The 18678-nt window shown below is 43.3% G+C and carries 13 protein-coding genes, 1 tRNA gene, 1 rRNA gene, 2 pseudogenes and 1 riboswitch; all 17 genes and pseudogenes read left to right on the forward strand.

The window, feature by feature from the left end; all coding sequences use genetic code 11:
• The gene (locus DW904_RS11945) at nucleotides 1-516 is read left to right on the forward strand and encodes a shikimate kinase (protein ID WP_330382776.1); all 516 of its coding nucleotides are present in this window, start codon (nucleotides 1-3) and stop codon (nucleotides 514-516) included.
• 143 nt (nucleotides 517-659) lie between these two features.
• Nucleotides 660-1952, forward strand: coding sequence for a UDP-N-acetylglucosamine 1-carboxyvinyltransferase (locus DW904_RS11950; RefSeq protein WP_118580853.1), 1293 nt, complete (start codon nucleotides 660-662; stop codon nucleotides 1950-1952).
• Between the two features lie 304 nt (nucleotides 1953-2256).
• Nucleotides 2257-2358: riboswitch (SAM riboswitch) on the forward strand.
• A 141-nt stretch (nucleotides 2359-2499) separates the two neighbouring features.
• Complete coding sequence (gene metK / locus DW904_RS11955; protein WP_118580856.1) at nucleotides 2500-3699, forward strand: methionine adenosyltransferase; 1200 nt, start codon at nucleotides 2500-2502, stop codon at nucleotides 3697-3699.
• 272 nt (nucleotides 3700-3971) lie between these two features.
• Nucleotides 3972-5120 (forward strand): HAMP domain-containing sensor histidine kinase, encoded by a 1149-nt coding sequence (locus DW904_RS11960; protein WP_202187714.1) that lies wholly within the window; start codon nucleotides 3972-3974, stop codon nucleotides 5118-5120.
• On the forward strand, nucleotides 5117-5806 hold the full coding sequence (locus tag DW904_RS11965) for a response regulator transcription factor (RefSeq protein WP_118580859.1): 690 nt from the start codon (nucleotides 5117-5119) through the stop codon (nucleotides 5804-5806). Before DW904_RS11960 ends, DW904_RS11965 begins: the two co-directional genes overlap by 4 nt.
• A gap of 27 nt (nucleotides 5807-5833) precedes the next feature.
• Complete coding sequence (locus DW904_RS11970) at nucleotides 5834-7432, forward strand: aminotransferase class I/II-fold pyridoxal phosphate-dependent enzyme (RefSeq protein ID WP_226837755.1); 1599 nt, start codon at nucleotides 5834-5836, stop codon at nucleotides 7430-7432.
• A gap of 38 nt (nucleotides 7433-7470) precedes the next feature.
• Complete coding sequence (locus DW904_RS11980) at nucleotides 7471-8034, forward strand: hypothetical protein (RefSeq protein WP_330386369.1); 564 nt, start codon at nucleotides 7471-7473, stop codon at nucleotides 8032-8034.
• A gap of 215 nt (nucleotides 8035-8249) precedes the next feature.
• Entirely contained in the window at nucleotides 8250-9239 is a 990-nt protein-coding gene (holB, locus tag DW904_RS11985; RefSeq protein ID WP_118580865.1) for a DNA polymerase III subunit delta', read from the forward strand.
• Nucleotide 9240: 1 nt separating this feature from the next.
• Nucleotides 9241-10140, forward strand: a complete 900-nt coding sequence (locus DW904_RS11990) for a stage 0 sporulation family protein (RefSeq protein ID WP_118580868.1) — start codon at nucleotides 9241-9243, stop codon at nucleotides 10138-10140.
• Complete coding sequence (locus DW904_RS11995) at nucleotides 10133-10873, forward strand: tRNA1(Val) (adenine(37)-N6)-methyltransferase (RefSeq protein WP_118580871.1); 741 nt, start codon at nucleotides 10133-10135, stop codon at nucleotides 10871-10873. The genes DW904_RS11990 and DW904_RS11995 overlap by 8 nt, the downstream gene beginning before the upstream one ends.
• Before the next feature lie 52 nt (nucleotides 10874-10925).
• The gene (gene rsmI / locus DW904_RS12000) at nucleotides 10926-11771 is read left to right on the forward strand and encodes a 16S rRNA (cytidine(1402)-2'-O)-methyltransferase (protein ID WP_118580874.1); all 846 of its coding nucleotides are present in this window, start codon (nucleotides 10926-10928) and stop codon (nucleotides 11769-11771) included.
• Nucleotides 11772-12024: 253 nt separating this feature from the next.
• Nucleotides 12025-13946 (forward strand): annotated as a pseudogene (gyrB, locus tag DW904_RS12005) (DNA topoisomerase (ATP-hydrolyzing) subunit B).
• A 15-nt stretch (nucleotides 13947-13961) separates the two neighbouring features.
• Nucleotides 13962-16513 (forward strand): annotated as a pseudogene (gene gyrA, locus DW904_RS12010) (DNA gyrase subunit A).
• A gap of 8 nt (nucleotides 16514-16521) precedes the next feature.
• On the forward strand, nucleotides 16522-17085 hold the full coding sequence (locus DW904_RS12015) for a hypothetical protein (RefSeq protein WP_243110410.1): 564 nt from the start codon (nucleotides 16522-16524) through the stop codon (nucleotides 17083-17085).
• Between the two features lie 124 nt (nucleotides 17086-17209).
• Nucleotides 17210-17926 (forward strand): lysophospholipid acyltransferase family protein, encoded by a 717-nt coding sequence (locus DW904_RS12020; RefSeq protein ID WP_118580877.1) that lies wholly within the window; start codon nucleotides 17210-17212, stop codon nucleotides 17924-17926.
• Nucleotides 17927-18037: 111 nt separating this feature from the next.
• Nucleotides 18038-18125, forward strand: a tRNA-Ser gene (locus DW904_RS12025).
• A gap of 341 nt (nucleotides 18126-18466) precedes the next feature.
• Nucleotides 18467-18678: ribosomal RNA gene (locus DW904_RS12030) — 16S ribosomal RNA — on the forward strand; the annotation flags it as partial.

Genomic DNA, 18678 nt, shown 5'->3' on the forward strand with positions numbered 1-18678 from the left:
ATGAAAATGAATAATATAACATTAATTGGAATGCCCGGTGCAGGTAAAAGCACACTGGGCGTTGTTCTTGCGAAAATACTTGGATACGAATTTTTAGATTCAGACCTTTTAATACAAAAAGAAGAAAAAAGACGTCTTTATCAGATCATTGATGAAGAAGGAGAAGAAGGTTTCAAGACCATTGAGAATCGCGTAAATGCGTCGATTGATACAGAGAATACTGTAATTGCTACTGGGGGAAGTGTGGTATATTGCAGTGAAGCCATGGAACACTTGAAATCAATTGGGAAGGTAGTTTACCTCAGCCTTTCTCTGGAGTCTCTTGAGAAACGGCTTGGAAATCTTAAGAAGCGGGGAGTTCTTCTGAAAGAAGGACAGACCTTGAAGAGTTTATATGAGGAGCGAGTTCCCTTATACGAGAAATATGCAGACATTGTGGTAGATGAAGAAGGGAAAGATTTGGAAGCAAGTCTGCAGGCACTTTTGGAAACACTACAGACAGGGGTTATTAAGTAACTGTAGATTGTTACTATTCGCGGAATGCGTCACGCTGAACGAAGTGAAGAGTAACTGTAAATCAGAGGAGGGCTGTCAGGTTATTGTAGAGAAATTGACAATAGCCTTTTTGGCTCGCGGAGTAAGAATAATAGAGGTGTATTATGGAACAGTATGTGATTAAAGGTGGAAATCCGCTTGTTGGTGAAGTAGAGATAGCAGGTGCAAAGAATGCAGCGCTGGCTATTTTATCCGCAGCCATTATGACGGATGAGACAATTCTCATCGAGAATCTGCCTGACGTCAGAGACATCAACGTTTTACTGGAGGCAATAGCTGGCATCGGAGCACAGGTTGACAGAATCAATAAGTCAACTGTTAAGATCAATGGCTCTACCATTGGTGATGTAAGTGTAGATTATGAGTATATTAAGAAGATCCGTGCATCTTACTATCTTCTTGGCGCATTACTTGGCAAATATAAAAGAGCAGAAGTTCCTCTTCCAGGTGGCTGCAATATCGGAAGCCGTCCGATTGACCAGCATCTGAAAGGTTTCAGAGCCCTTGGTGCGAAAGTTGATATTCTTCATGGAGCCATTGTTGCCGAGGCATCTAATCTTCATGGAAGCCATATTTTCCTGGATGTAGTTTCTGTAGGAGCAACCATCAATATTATGATGGCAGCATCTCTTGCACCAGGACGTACGATTATTGAGAATGCTGCCAGAGAGCCACATGTAGTAGACGTTGCCAACTTCCTGAACAGCATGGGAGCCAATATCAAAGGCGCTGGTACAGATGTGATCCGTATCAAGGGTGTTGAGAAGCTTCACCGCACAGAGTATTCCATCATTCCGGACCAGATCGAGGCAGGAACCTTTATGTTCGCTGCAGCAGCTACCGGTGGGGATGTCACAGTTAAGAATGTAATTCCAAAGCATCTCGAAGCTACTACAGCCAAGCTTGAGGAAATCGGATGTGAAGTTCAGGAGTTTGATGATGCCGTACGTGTACGTGCAGTGGGCAGACTTCATCGCACTCATGTGAAGACCCTTCCATATCCGGGATATCCGACTGATATGCAGCCGCAGATTGCGGTTACCCTTGCACTTGCAGAGGGAACCAGCATCGTAACTGAGAGTATTTTTGAGAATCGCTTCAAATATGCAGACGAGCTTTCCAGAATGGGAGCTTGTATTAAGGTTGAAGGCAATTCCGCAATTATTGATGGCGTGAATAAGCTTACTGGTGCAAGAGTAAGCGCACCGGACCTTCGTGCAGGGGCAGCTCTTGTTATTGCAGGACTGGCAGCAGAGGGAATCACCATTGTGGATGATATTGTTTACATCCAGCGTGGCTATGAGAATTTCGAAGAGAAGCTTCGCAGCCTTGGCGCAGAGATCGAGAGAGTTTCCAGTGAGAAGGATATTCAGAAATTCCGCCTGCGTGTAGGGTGAATTGTTAATTTCAGATCGCAGCCTGACAGCCGTGATTTGTTAAGTATCAGATTTGATTTGGTGTTACTGTTCACTGGTAACGTTCCGCGAGGCGTTTTTTGTGAACAAAGTTCACAGAAAACCCGAGAATTGCGGCGCGAAATCATGCGAATGCATGATTTCTGTGCATCGCGAAGCGCGTTACTGTGAATGGAGTGAACAGTAACGATCTGGTGAAAAATAGTCATAAGACGTTAAATGTCTATTGACAATTATAAGCAATCAGTATATTGTATTGCTTGCAACAGGAAAACTGAAGAATAGCCTTTTATTCAGAGTGGTGGAGATACATAGGATCTATGAAGCCACGGCAACCCCTCGAAAGAGAGGAAGGTGCCAACCTGAGCGAGTGATCGAACAATAAGAGGATTGTTTATATAAAAAGTCATTTATAAGACAGTCCGCTTGTCCGGGCTGTTCTTTTTTTCGCGGAAAACATACAATGCAGCGATAGATATTAGCTGTTTTGGAAATTTTCGCTCCATCGAAGAAAGGGAAAAACAAAAGAATGGAAAACAAAGAAAAAATCTTATTTACTTCCGAATCTGTAACTGAAGGTCATCCGGATAAAATCTGTGATGCCATTTCTGATGCCATCCTGGATGCTCTGATCGCACAGGATCCGATGAGCCGTGTAGCTTGCGAGACTGCAACTACAACAGGTCTTGTTCTGGTTATGGGTGAGATCACTTCCAAGGCAAATATCGATATCCAGTCAATCGTAAGAGAGACAATCCGCGAGATTGGTTATACTCGTGGAAAATTCGGATTCGATGCTGATACATGTGCGGTAATCACAGCACTTGATAAACAGTCTGCTGATATTGCAATGGGTGTTGATAAAGCACTTGAGCAGAAAGAGAATCAGATGGATGAGGACGAGCTTGACTCTATTGGAGCTGGTGACCAGGGAATCCAGTTTGGTTATGCTTCCAACGAGACAGAAGAATACATGCCATACGCAATCAACATGGCACACAAACTTTCTCGTCAGCTGACAAAAGTCCGTAAAGATGGCACTCTGAAATATTTAAGACCAGATGGAAAAACTCAGGTAACAGTTGAGTATGATGAGAATGGCAAACCAAGCCGTATTGATGCAGTTGTTTGCTCCACTCAGCATGACCCGGATGTTACACAGGAGCAGATTCATGCAGACATCAAGAAATACGTATTTGATGAGATCATCCCGGCAGACATGGTAGATGAGGATACGAAATACTTTATCAACCCGACCGGACGTTTCGTTATCGGTGGACCAAACGGCGACAGCGGTCTTACAGGACGTAAGATTATTGTTGATACTTATGGCGGAACAGGACGTCACGGCGGCGGTGCTTTCTCCGGAAAAGACTGCACAAAGGTTGACCGTTCTGCAGCTTATGCAGCACGTTATGTTGCAAAGAACATTGTTGCAGCAGGTCTTGCTGACAAGTGCGAGATCCAGCTTTCCTATGCAATTGGTGTTGCACATCCGACTTCTATTCATGTAGAAACATTTGGCACAGGTAAAGTATCTGATGCGAAACTGGTAGAGATCATCCGTGAGAACTTTGACCTTCGTCCGGCTGGAATCATCAAAATGCTTGATCTCCGCCGCCCGATCTACAAACAGACTTCTGCATACGGACATTTCGGCCGTACAGATGTAGATCTTCCGTGGGAGCATCTGGACAAGGTTGATGATCTGAAGAAATATCTTGCGTAAAATTTGGTTAAAAGAAAATGGCTTGTATTGAAGCCTGCTTGAAAATTCCATATTAAAGTTAGAGCCTGGAAGAGACTGGTATATAGCAGAAGAAGTCTTTTCCAGGTTTTTTATGTTGAAAAACTGAATATTATAGAGCTATTTTTTATAGAAAATTAAGAGATGAAATCAGAGCTTTATGCTATAATCTATATAAATCCGGTGAAGCAGCTTCATACGACAGGGAAGCTGTTGAAAATTTCCGTAAAAAGAAGAAAAAGGATAGAACTGTTATGAAGCTAAAAACAAGAATCATTCTGGGATTCACCATGATCATTCTTATGCCTCTGCTTCTGTTTGCCGCCACTTTGTATGGATTCAGCCAGTCACAGGCGCAGAAAACACAGGCAGTGACTGAGAGCGATGGAACAGTATATGATATTTCCATAACAGACTCAGCCGACAGTCAGGGCAGGGTACATGTAATGGCCAAGGATTTGTTTATCAGTGCGTTTGTAATCCTGATCTCCGTTGCTTTGGTAGTTGGTCTTTGGGTATATCGCAGCATTGCCGTTCCATTGGTTAAATTAAAAAAAGCGACGCAGAATATAAAAGAGGGCAACCTGGATTTCGTTCTGGATGTAGAAGGAAAAGACGAATTTTCTGAGCTCTGTCAGGATTTCGAGGAAATGCGCCGCCGTCTGAAAGAATCTACAGAAGAAAAAAGCCTTATAGAAAAAGAGAACAGAGAGCTGATCAGCAACATTTCCCATGATTTGAAAACTCCGATCACAGCAGTGAAAGGATATGTAGAGGGAATCATGGATGGCGTGGCAGACACCCCTGAGAAAATGGACCGCTATGTCCGCACCATCTACAACAAGACAAATGAGATGGATCATCTGATCAACGAGCTGACTTTTTATTCCAAAATCGATACCAACCGCATTCCTTATACTTTCAGCAAACTAAATGTGGAAGATTATTTTGAAGACTGTTCAGAGGAAGTTGGTCTGGAACTTGAGACCAGGGGAATTGAGCTGGTTTATGCCAACTATGTGGAAAAAGATGTTATGGTAATTGCCGATGGGGAGCAGATCCGCCGTGTTATCCATAACATTATCAGCAACGCTATCAAATATATGGACAAGCCTAAAGGAATCATTCAGATCCGAATCAAGGATGTGGGTGATTTTATCCAGATTGAGATTGAGGACAATGGAAAAGGTATTGGCCCGAAGGATCTGCCTTATATTTTCGACCGTTTTTACCGTACAGATGTTTCACGAAATTCTTCCAAAGGCGGAAGCGGAATCGGTCTTTCCATTGTAAAAAAAATTCTGGAGGACCATGGGGGAAAAGTATGGGCCACAAGCCGTCTTGGAATCGGCACGATCATGTATTTTGTACTTAGAAAATACCAGGAGGTACCAATGAAATGAGCAGAATTCTGATCATTGAAGATGAAGAAGCAATTGCAGAGCTTGAGAAAGACTATCTGGAGCTCTCTGGATTTGAAGTTATAATCTGCAACAGAGGCGATCTGGGGCTTAATATGGCACTGAAAGAAGATTTTGACCTGATTATTCTGGATCTGATGCTGCCGGAGATAGACGGGTTTGAAATCTGCCGCCAGGTAAGAGAAGCTAAGAATACTCCGATCATTATGGTTTCCGCGAAGAAAGATGATATTGACAAGATCCGCGGTCTTGGACTTGGGGCTGACGATTACATGACTAAGCCATTTAGCCCAAGCGAGCTTGTTGCCAGAGTAAAGGCACATATGGATCGCTATAATCGTCTGATCGGCTCCACCACGCAAAAGAACGATATTATTGAGATTCGTGGAATCAAGATCGACAAGACTGCCCGCCGCGTCTGGGTAAATGGCGAGGAGAAAACTTTTACCACCAAGGAATTTGATCTGCTCACATTCCTGGCCCAGAATCCAAACAGAGTTTTTACAAAGGAAGAGCTTTTCAGGGAAATCTGGGATATGGAATCGGTAGGTGATATTGCCACAGTTACGGTTCATATCAAGAAAATCCGTGAGAAAATTGAGTATAATAATGCCAAGCCGCAGTATATCGAGACCATCTGGGGCGTGGGATACAGATTTAAAGTGTGATAATTTCTGAGAAAATTGAGAGGTAAAATGAGAAGACTATATAAAGAATTGGAGAACTACGGCAAATCCGACTTTTATCCTTTCCATATGCCTGGTCACAAGCGGAATAAGGCGTGCATAGAGGGGGATTTTCCTATTGAACGTGATATTACAGAAATAGACGGATTCGACGATCTGCATCATTCTGAGGGAATTTTACTTGAAGCGCAGAATGCTTTATCCAGAATGTACGGCACCAGGAAAAGTTTTTTCAGTGTCAACGGAAGTACGGCAGGAATTCTTACTGCCATTTCCGCATCTGTGAAAAAGGGTGGACAGATTCTGGTGGCCAGAAACTGTCACAAGGCTGTTTACCACGCAATTTACCTTCGGGAACTGGTTCCCACATATATTTATCCACAATCTGACAACGATTTGGGGATAAATGGTTCAATTTCCGTATCCCGTGTGGAAAGATATCTTGAGGAAAATCCGAAAATTGAAGCAGTCCTTATTACATCGCCTACTTATGATGGTGTGGTTTCAGATGTGCGCAAGATTGCGGAAACTGCCCACAAACATGGAATTCCGCTGATCGTGGATGAAGCCCACGGCGCTCATTTCAGATTCTCTGACTATTTTCCTGTTTCAGCAGCAGATCTGGGAGCAGATGTGGTGATCCAGAGCTTTCACAAAACATTGCCGGCCATGACCCAGACTGCAGTGCTTCATCTGTGCAGTGAACGTGTAAGTGAGAAGCTGATCCGCAGATTTCTTGGAATTTATGAGACCAGCAGTCCGTCTTATATACTTATGTCCAGTCTGGATGCCTGTGTGGCGAAGCTGGAAAAAGACAGCGGACGATTATTTGATGAATTTACGGAAAATCTGGAAGCCGCCCGCAGACAGCTTGGTCAGCGCAGGTATATACGTCTGTTACAGACACCGGAAGAGACTGGGGAAGAAAAGGACGAACAGGGCACAACAGAAATATTTGATTATGACCGCTCTAAGCTGATTCTGTCCACATTGCACAGCAGTTTAAATGGTCCGGAACTTGCGGGAATCCTTCGAAGAAAATATCATTTGGAAGTTGAGATGACTACAGAGAATTATGTGCTTGCGCTGGCAGCAGTTGGAGACACCAGGGAAGGATTCCGGAGGCTTTGCAAAGCTATAGAAGAAATCGACAGACAGGAAGCTGAACTGGCAGAGAAGAGCAGGAATATAACAGAGAAAATAGCTGTTGGAAATTCAGATTATGTACCGGAAGTGGAAAGGCAGAAGTGTGTTAAATGTAATTCTGAAGATTGTGAAAGATGTGAAAAAAAGGATACCCGCAGCGATGGCTTGCGAAATGAAAAATATGCCTGCAAGTGTGGTCCTATGAAGCAGCTTATGTCCATTTCCAGGGCAATGGATGCCCCATCCCAGCTTTGTCTTCTGGAAGAAAGTGCAGGGAAAATTGCCGCAGAATTTGTATATCTTTATCCGCCGGGGATTCCCATTATTGTTCCAGGCGAACAGATTACTGGACTTTTTACAAGGAATGTGAGAAGATATATGGAACAGGGACTGAATCTTCACGGTCTTTGCGGAGAAAATAACGAAACAATAAGCGTAGTAAAGGAGCAGGCAGAGGTGTAACCCCTGCCTGATACATTATGGGAAAAATATTTTACATTATGGGAAAAAGCGCATCTGGTAAGGATCATATATATGCCAGGCTGGCAGCACATGAGGGATTGGGACTTAAGAAGCTGGTTCTTTATACTACCCGCCCAATCCGTGCAGAGGAAGAGAATGGTAAACAGTACTATTTCGTGGATGATAAAAAGCTGGAAGAATTTCGAAGCAGCGGAAATCTGATCGAGGCCAGAGCTTATCATACAGTACATGGAATCTGGAACTATTTTACAGCAGATGACGGTCAGGTGGATTTGGAAAATGCTGACTATCTGGGAATCGGTACACTTGAATCTTATGTGAAAATGAGAGAATACTATGGAAAAGAGAATGTTTGTCCTGTTTATATCGAAGTGGAGGACGGAGAGCGTCTTGCAAGAGCATTGAAAAGAGAGCGTGGTCAGGAGATACCCCGCTATGAGGAAATGTGCAGAAGATTTCTTGCAGATCAGGAGGATTTTTCCGAAGAAAAAATTGCTGCTGCCGGGATTACGAGAAAATTCCAGAATGTTGATCTGGAAGAATGTGTAGAGGAAATTGCTGAATATATCAGACAGGCATAATGTGCATCGCGAAGCGTGTGACTGTGAACGGAGTGAGCAGTAACATTTTTGATTGATAAGTGAATAAATTCACAAAAAACTATAGCATGATTTTGTCGTACATGATAGAATTAAAGGGTAAATACATTTAGAGTGTATTTGTACAAAATAAGCTATGCAGGGTTGCTGACCGCAGCCTTTGACAATAGCGAAAATGATAGGGTGAGGTGATTCCGATGTTAGGGTTTAACGACATTATAGGACATGAAGAGATAATCAGACATTTGAAGAATGCCATACAGACAGAGAAAGTGTCCCATTCGTATATTTTTACAGGTGACCCTGGTTCTGGAAAGAAATTGCTGGCAGGAACCTATGCGATGACATTGCAGTGTGAAGAGGGCGGTACGGAGCCTTGCGGACATTGTGATTCCTGCAAGAAGGCAATCGGTAAGAATCACCCGGATATCATTATGGTGACCCATGAGAAGCCAAATGTGATTACAATTGACGAAATTAGGGAACAGATTATCAATGATGTGGATATTAAGCCATACTGCAGCCCATACAAGATTTATATTGTGGCAAATGCAGAGCTGATGAATCCCCAGGCACAGAATGCTCTTCTGAAGACCATTGAAGAGCCGCCGGAATATGCAGTTATCATGCTTCTCACAAGCAATATTGATGCTCTGCTGCCGACCATTCGTTCCAGATGTGTACGTCTGGATCTGAAGGTTGTAGATGACGGTCTGGTAAAGAAGTACCTGATGGAGCATCTCCATATACCGGATTATCAGGCTGAGATCGATGCTTCCTATGCTCATGGCAGTATTGGCAGAGCGAAACAGGTAGCTACTTCCCAGGAGTTTGCAGATATGACCCAGAATGCACTCCGCATCCTGAAGAATGCAGACGGAATGGAAGTATATGAGCTTACAGAAGCAATCAAGGAGCTTTCCAATGACAAGCAGAACATCAGTGACTATCTGGATCTTTTCCAGTTCTGGTTCCGTGATGTACTGATGTTTAAGGCTACACGGGAAGTTGATAATCTTGTATTTAAGCAGGAAATAAATTATATAAGGGAACAGGCAAGCCAGCGTTCCTATGAGAACCTGGAGAAGATTCTGGATGCACTGGAGAAAACAAAAGTACGTCTTCGTGCCAATGTAAATACAGAACTTGCTCTTGAGCTTCTGTTCCTTACAATCAGGGAGAAATAGAATGGCAAAAGTAGTAGGCGTAAGATTTCGGAATGTAGGTAAGATCTATTACTTCAATCCGAAGAACTATAAAGTGAAACCGGGCGATCATGTAATTGTGGAGACTGCCCGCGGTGTTGAGTATGGAAAGGTGGTGCTTGCACCTAAGGATGTGGTGGATGACCAGGTGGTACATCCTTTGAAGGAAGTGCTTCGTGTGGCTACCAAAGACGATGATGAAAGAGAGAAGTATAACAGGGAGCGTGAGAGGGACGCTTTCAAGATCTGCCAGAAGAAGATTCGCGAGCATGGACTTGAGATGAAGCTGATTGACGCAGAGTATACTTTTGATAACAATAAAGTGTTGTTTTACTTTACAGCAGACGGCAGAATTGATTTTCGCCAGCTGGTAAAGGATCTTGCATCTATTTTTAAGACAAGAATTGAACTTCGCCAGATTGGTGTAAGAGATGAAACAAAAATTCTTGGAGGAATCGGTATCTGCGGCAGATGTCTCTGCTGTCATACTTATCTTTCCGAGTTTGCACCTGTATCCATCCGAATGGCCAAGGAACAGAATCTCTCTCTGAACCAGACGAAGATTTCAGGTGTATGCGGAAGACTGATGTGCTGTCTGAAGAATGAGCAGGAGACCTATGAGGAGCTGAATCGCAGACTTCCGGGAATCGGAGATACGGTAACTACTCCAGACGGAATCCAGGGCAATGTACAGAGTGTAAATGTACTCCGCCAGCTTGTAAAGGTAGTAGTAGAAATTGGTGATGAGAAAGAAATTCAGGAATTCCCTGTAGGCGAACTGAAATTCCGTTCCAGAAAAAAGAAAGTAAAAGTCTCTGAACAGGAATTAAAGGAACTGAAGGATCTTGAAGATAAAAAGGGAGATTCCAAATTAGATGATTAATGATCTTGTGAAGGAGAATGAGCGGGTAGATGATCTGCAGAATGGCTATTATATCATTCAGGATCCCCGGAAATTCTGCTTCGGTATGGACGCTGTTCTTTTATCTGGGTTTGCCAGAGTGAAGAAGGGAGAGAAGGTTCTCGATATGGGAACGGGAACTGGTATTATTCCGGTACTCCTTGCTTCCAAGACTGTGGGAGAGCATTTCACAGGTCTGGAAATCCAGGAAGAGTGTGCTGAAATGGCGGCAAGAAGTGTGAAATACAATAACCTGGAGGACAGGGTCAGTATCAGACAAGGTGATATTAAGGAGGCTGTCAGTATTTTCGGGGCAGCTTCTTTTCATGTTGTCACCTGCAATCCGCCCTATATGATCGGGCAGCATGGACTGACCAATCCGCATATGCCAAAGGCAATCGCCCGACATGAGATCCTTTGTACTCTTGAGGATGTGGTAAGCCAGGCTTCGAAGCTTCTTGAAGACAGAGGACGTTTTTACATGGTACACAGACCGTTCAGACTGACAGAAATTATGCAGGTTTTGACGAAATATAAGCTGGAGCCTAAGCGTATGCAGCTTGTTTATCCATACATTGACAGGGAGCCTAATATGGTGCTCATAGAAGCCCTGAAAGGCGGCAATTCCCGGATTACTGTGGAAAGACCGCTGATCGTGTATGAGAAGCCGGGAGTCTATACAAAGGACATTCTGGAAATGTACGATATGATTTAAAAAGATCGCAAATAAAAAATGAAAAACAGATGATTGCAGAAGGGAGAAAAATATGAGTGGTAAATTATATCTATGTGCCACGCCAATCGGAAATCTGGAGGATATTACGCTTCGCGTGCTCCGTGTTCTGAAGGAAGTGGATCTGATCGCTGCGGAAGACACCCGCAACAGTATCAAGCTTCTCAATCATTTTGACATAAAAACTCCAATGACCAGTTACCATGAGTACAACAAAGTGGAGAAAGCCTACACCCTCATTGAGAAAATGCAGGAGGGTCTGAATGTGGCTCTGATCACAGATGCGGGAACACCTGGAATTTCTGACCCAGGGGAAGTATTGGCTGCTATGTGTTACGATGCCGGAATTGAAGTAACTTCGCTTCCAGGCCCGGCAGCATGCATCACGGCTCTTACCCTGTCCGGACTTTCCACCCGCAGATTTGCATTCGAGGCCTTTTTACCTCCGGATAAAAAAGAGAGGAAAGCCATTCTGGAAGAGTTGAAAAACGAAACCCGCACCATCATCCTTTATGAGGCACCCCATCACTTGGTTGGTACCCTGCAGGAATTGTACCAGGCTCTTGGAAACCGCAGAATGACTCTTTGCCGTGAGCTTACCAAGAAGTATGAAACGGCATTTCGGACAACAATCGAAGATCTGATTGCTTTTTACAAAGATCAGAAGCCCCTTGGAGAGTGTGTCCTGGTGATCGAGGGCAGAAGCCGAAAGGAAATGGAACAGGAGTCACAGGAATCCTGGAGAGACATCTCCATTGAGGAACATATGGCGATTTATGAGAATCAGGGGATCGCACGCAAAGAGGCAATGAAGATGGTTGCAAAGGATCGAGGTGTGACAAAAAGAGATATTTACCAGGCGCTTTTGCTGCAAAAATAGAGAAGAAACTGTTCTGGCAGGTGTTATTCCTGACAAGCAGACATATAGGGGGAGATAAGGCGTATTTTGACGGATATCCGTTGAAAATACGCCGTTTTTTTACATCTTGAAATGGCTTTTAACTGGCAAAAACGGGGATTTTGTGCTATAATAAATCTGTATTTTTATGCGCAAAAACAGGAATGAGATTTGGCAGCAGAAATGAGCCGTAAATTCCTGTAACTTTTTAATAGATCATAACAGGAGGAATATCATGGGCGAAACAAATACAGAATACGGAGCGGACCAAATCCAGATTCTGGAGGGTCTGGAAGCCGTACGTAAGAGACCTGGTATGTACATTGGAAGTACATCCAGCCGTGGTCTCCATCATCTTGTATACGAAATCGTGGACAATGCCGTAGATGAGGCACTGGCTGGTTACTGTACAGAAATAAATGTAGCGATCAATCCTGATAACTCCATCACAGTTGTAGACAATGGACGAGGCATTCCGGTAGGAATCAATCATAAAGCCGGCATTCCAGCTGTAGAGGTGGTATTTACCATTCTTCATGCCGGCGGTAAGTTTGGCGGTGGAGGATACAAGGTATCAGGAGGTCTTCACGGAGTAGGTGCATCCGTTGTTAATGCACTTTCTGAATGGCTTGAAGTATCAATCTGCAGAGATGGAAAGAGATATGAGCAGCGTTACGAGCGTGGTAAGACAATGTATCCGCTTAAGGAAGTTGGAGAATGTGGTGATTCTACCGGAACTACTGTTACTTTTCTCCCGGACAAGCAGATATTCGAGGAGACTGTATACGATTACGATATCCTGAAACAGCGTCTCCGTGAAATGGCTTTTCTTACCAAAGGTCTGAAGATCATTCTTACTGACAAGCGGGAAGGTATGGAAAGGGAGAAAACTTTCCACTATGAAGGTGGTATCCGTGAATTTGTAACTTATCTGAACAGAAGTAAAGAAGCTCTTTATCCGGAGATCATTTACTGCGAGGGTGAGAAGGACGGTGTGGCGGTTGAAGTTGCCATGCAGCACAATGATTCTTATACAGAGAATACTTACGGATTTGTAAACAATATTAATACTCCTGAAGGCGGTACCCATATTACCGGTTTCAGAAATGCCATTACAAACACATTTAACGATTACGCCAGAAAGAATAAGCTTCTCAAGGACAGCGAGCCAAACCTTTCCGGTGATGATATCCGAGAAGGCCTGACAGCTATTGTCAGCGTTAAAATTGGCAATCCGCAGTTTGAAGGCCAGACGAAGCAGAAACTTGGCAACAGTGAGGCCAGAGGAGCTGTGGACAGTGTTGTAAGCAAACAGCTTGAGATTTTTCTGGAACAGAATCCTGCTGTAGCCAAGGCGACCGTAGAGAAGTCTGTACTTGCCCAGAGAGCCAGAGAGGCAGCGCGTAAGGCACGAGATCTTACAAGAAGGAAGTCTGCCCTTGACAGTATGTCCCTTCCAGGCAAGCTTGCCGATTGCTCGGACAAGAATCCGGAAAATTGCGAAATCTATATCGTAGAGGGAGATTCTGCGGGTGGTTCTGCGAAGACAGCACGTAACCGTGCTACACAGGCTATTCTTCCTCTTCGTGGAAAAATCCTGAACGTAGAGAAAGCCCGTCTGGACAAGATTTATGCAAACAAAGAGATCAAGCTATGATCACAGCCTTTGGCACTGGTATTCATGATGATTTCGATATTTCCAAACTGAGATATCACAAGATCATCATTATGACTGATGCCGATGTTGACGGTGCCCACATTGCCACACTGCTTCTTACATTCCTGTACAGATTTATGCCGGAACTGATCAAGCAGGGCTATGTATATCTGGCACAGCCGCCGCTGTACAAGATCGAGAAGAACAAGAAGGTATGGTATGCTTATGATGACGATGAGCTGAATGCCATCCTTACAGAGATAGGACGAGACTCCAACAATAAGATCCAGCGTTACAAAGGTCTGGGAGAGATGGATGCAGAGCAGCTTTGGGAAACTACCATGGATCCGGAGAAGCGTATTCTTCTCCGCGTTACAATGGATGAGGCAGCTACCTCCGAAATTGACCTTGTATTTACCACACTTATGGGTGACAAGGTAGAACCAAGACGTGAATTTATCGAAGAGAATGCACGCTTTGTAAAGAATCTGGATATCTAGGGGAGATAGAACAATATGGATGACAAGATTTTTGACCAGGTCCATGATGTGGATCTGGAGAAAACCATGAAAGAATCTTACATCGAATATGCTATGAGCGTTATTGCTTCAAGAGCGCTTCCTGATGTAAGAGATGGTTTGAAACCGGTACAGCGTAGAGTGCTGTATTCTATGATCGAATTGAACAACGGTCCGGATAAGCCACATCGTAAATGTGCCCGTATCGTTGGTGATACCATGGGTAAGTATCATCCTCATGGTGACAGCTCTATTTACGGAGCACTTGTAAATATGGCACAGGACTGGTCTTTCCGCTATACTCTTGTTGACGGACATGGAACTTCGGTTCTGTGGACGGCGACGGCGCAGCTGCCATGCGATACACTGAGGCCCGCCTGAGCAAAATTTCCATGGAGATGCTTGCTGACATTAATAAAGATACTGTAGACTTCCAGCCAAACTTTGATGAAACTGAGAGAGAGCCAAAGGTGCTTCCTTCCAGGTTCCCGAACCTGCTGGTCAATGGTACTACAGGTATTGCTGTTGGTATGGCTACCAATATTCCGCCTCACAATCTTCGTGAGGTTATTAATGCTGTTGTAAAGATTATTGACAATACCATCGAGGAGCAGAGAGAAACCACAATTGAAGAGCTTCTTGACGTTGTAAAAGGCCCGGATTTCCCTACAGGAGCTACTATTCTCGGAAGAAGGGGAATCGAGGAGGCATACCGCACAGGCCGCGGAAAGATCCGTGTACGTGCAGTATCAAATATTGAGACCTTACCAAATGGAAAATCACGTATTATCGTCACGGAGCTTCCATATCTGGTAAATAAAGCCCGGCTGATCGAGAAGATCGCAGAGCTTGTCCGTGATAAAAAGATTGATGGAATTACCGACCTGAATGATCATTCCAGCCGTGAGGGAATGCGTATTTGTATTGACCTTCGTAAAGATGCCAATGCAAATGTTGTTCTGAATCAGCTGTACAAGCATACCCAGCTGCAGGATACTTTTGGCGTTATCATGCTTTGTGTGGTACCCCAGGGCGACAGCCTTGTACCAAAGGTACTGAATCTGAAAGCGCTTCTGGAGCATTATCTGGCTCATCAGGAGGACGTTGTTACCAGAAGAACCAAATATGATCTGAATAAAGCACAGGAACGTGCCCACATTTTGGAAGGCTTGCTGAAAGCCCTGGATAATATCGACGAAGTTATCAGGATCATTCGTGCTGCCCGCAACGTTCAGATTGCGAAGCAGGAATTGATGGACAGATTCGAACTGACGGATGTGCAGGCCCAGGCTATTGTAGATATGCGTCTGAGAGCTCTCACCGGTTTGGAAAGAGAGAAGCTGGAAGCAGAATATGCAGAATTAGAGGAGAAGATCCGCAAATTCCTGGCAATTCTTGCAGACAGAAATCTCCTTCTTCGTGTTGTAAGGGAAGAAATCCTCGCAATTGCTGACAAATACGGCGATGAGAGAAGAACTGCCATCGGATATGATGTCTATGATCTTTCCACAGAAGATCTGATTCCAAGGGAAAATACTGTCATTACTATGACAAAACTTGGTTATATCAAGAGAATGACTGTAGATAATTTCCGCAGCCAGAACAGAGGCGGACGTGGAATCAAGGGAATGCAGACCATAGATGACGATTATATCGAAGAACTGCTTATGACTACTACTCACCATTATCTGATGTTCTTTACCAATACAGGACGTGTATACAGACTAAAAGCATACGAGATCCCTGAGGCAGGAAGAACTGCAAGAGGTACTGCAATTGTCAATCTTCTGCAGCTTATGCCAGGTGAGCGCATTACATCTGTTATTCCTATGCGTAAATTCGAAGAAGGCAAGTATCTGGTTATGGCAACTAAGGCTGGTCTTGTGAAGAAGACACCTATGGAAGAATATGCAAATGTACGTAAGACAGGTCTTGTGGCAATCACACTTCGTGATGATGATGAGCTTATTGAAGTTAAGGCTACAGACGATACAAAAGATATTATGCTTGTGACGAAAGACGGTATGTGCATCCGTTTCAAGGAGACTGATGTAAGAAGTACCGGAAGAAGCTCCATGGGTGTTCGTGGTATGAATCTTGATCCTGGAGATGAGGTTGTGGCAATGCAGCTGAATTCTCAGGGAGATTACCTGCTTGTAGTATCTGAAAATGGTATGGGCAAACGTACAGCTATGAGTGAATTTACCTGCCAGAACCGTGGAGGTAAGGGTGTGAAGTGTTACAAGATCACCGAGAAAACCGGTAATGTGATTGGTGCTAAAGCTGTCAATGAAGAAAACGAGATTATGATGATCACTACAGAAGGAATCATTATTCGTATTACCTGTGCTGGAATTTCTATTCTTGGAAGAATCACTTCCGGAGTGAAGCTGATCAATCTGGATGAGGGTGTAACAGTGGCAAGTCTTGCCAAGGTTCGCGAGAAAGCAGAGGGAAATACGGAGAACGGCAGCAGTGAGGAGCCGACTGAGGAGACTGAGGAAGTTTTTGAAGAAGAGGATTCACAGGATACAAATGATGCAGAATAAAGGAATCTGTGAAGTATGAAAAAAAGAACCAGAATTTTAATCCTGGGTATTGCATGATGTTTATCATGGCAATGTCCGGATGCGGCGTAAATCATAAATCGCCGGAGGGAGTAGTGGAAGCCCTCATAAAGAATTATGTAAGCGGAAGTGAGAAGAAGGTGAAGCAGTGTTATTCTCAGGAAAAGGATACCAATGAACTTCTGCAGAATGAGATTGATGCTACTTTGAAATATTTTGCTGCTCATAATCCAACAAAAGTAAAGGTGGAACAGTGCGATATTCTTTCCGAAAACGGTGACTATACTTACGTGTACATTATTTACAATCTGGTATTGGAAAATGACCAGGAGTATCCATGCGTAGGAACCTATATGACGGAGAAAAAAGATGGTAAATACTATGTAATGTCACCTTCCGAGATCACAGATGATCTGCGGAATCAGGCTGCGGATGACTATGCCAAGTTTATGACTGCAGATTCTTATAAGACTTATACGAAAGCATACAATGTATTTATCAAAAAGAACCCGGGGTATGAGGAGAAAATTGCAAATAAGCTGGATGCAGAGTAGAAGGGAGGCTGCTGCAGGATGATTGAATCTTGCAGTGGCCCTTTTTCATATCGTGATTTGATATGGAATCGAAAAATATTTTTATCGCACTGGGGAGTTTTGCATAGAGGAAAGGAGCTTGGAAATGAAAAGAATCATTGTAATGGTACTGAAGAATATTATATTCGTACCATATTATTGGATTATGCTGAACTGGTATGCTGCGCATGTGGATAAATACACAGAGGAACAGCGTTATGCCATGTTGAAAAAAATTGACCATGCAGCTAATCGTGGAGGAAATCTTCATATAGATGGCCATGGAGTAGAAAATATACCTTCGCAAAATGGATTTATGTTTTATCCTAATCACCAGGGATTATATGACGTGCTTGCCATAATGGAGGTCTGCCCGGTACCTTTTTCAGTAGTTGCAAAGAAGGAAGTTGGAAATGTACCGTTTTTGAAGCAGGTATTTTCATGTATGAAGGCATTTTTGATTGACAGGGAAGATATTAAACAATCTATGCAGGTGATCATTAATGTAACGAAAGAAGTAAAAGCAGGAAGAAATTATCTTATTTTTGCAGAAGGGACCAGAAGCAAAAATGGAAACCATCCTCAGGAATTTAAAGGCGGAAGTTTTAAGGCTGCCATGAAAGCAAAATGTCCGATTGTACCGGTTGCATTGATTGATTCTTATAAAGCATTTGATACCGGTTCTGCAAAAATGCTGAATGTTCAAGTGCATTTTCTGAAGCCCATGGAATATGAAGAATATAAAGATATGAAATCAACTGAGATTGCCGCAGAGGTAAAAAGAAGAATTGAAGAGACTATCCGGGCGAATGAAAATAAATAAAAAAACTTAAAAAAGATATTGACAAGAAGTGATCTTTTAAGTATAATAACAAATGCGCTACGAAAGATGCGCAACTCCACAATTTAACATTGGTTAAGTAGTTCGGAGACTGGAGAAGTACTCAAGAGGCCGAAGAGGTGCCCCTGCTAAGGGTATAGGTCGTTAACGCGGCGCGAGGGTTCAAATCCCTCCTTCTCCGCTTTTGATTTTTTAAAATTTTAAATTTAAAAAAATCAAAAAAGTGGTTGACAAAGCTTTCTACTTGTGGTAAAGTAGACAAGTCGTCAATAAAGACAAAAAACTTCATCAAAAAAGTTTTGAAAAAACTTAAAAAAGTTCTTGACAAACAAAAAGAGATGAGGTAAAATAAACAAGCTGTCGCAAAGAGATGACAGCAAAACAACCTTGATAACTAAACAGTGAAACACATACGATTCTCGAAAATTCTTAACGAATCATCATTCAAATGAATGAACTTTTTATAACAGTAATGACGAGAGATAACTAAGCTAGTTGGTTGTCTTGAGTACATCAAACACTTTATCAGAGAGTTTGATCCTGGCTCAGGATGAACGCTGGCGGCGTGCTTAACACATGCAAGTCGAACGGGAAACATTTTATTGAAGCTTCGGCAGATTTAGCTTGTTTCTAGTGGCGGACGGGTGAGTAACGCGTGGGTAACCTGCCTTATACTGGGGGATAACAGCCAGAAATGACTGCTAATACCGCATAAGCGCACAGAACCGCATGGT

It is taken from the genome of Ruminococcus sp. AM42-11 (assembly GCF_003480145.1).
Classification (GTDB): domain Bacteria; phylum Bacillota; class Clostridia; order Lachnospirales; family Lachnospiraceae; genus Blautia_A; species Blautia_A faecis.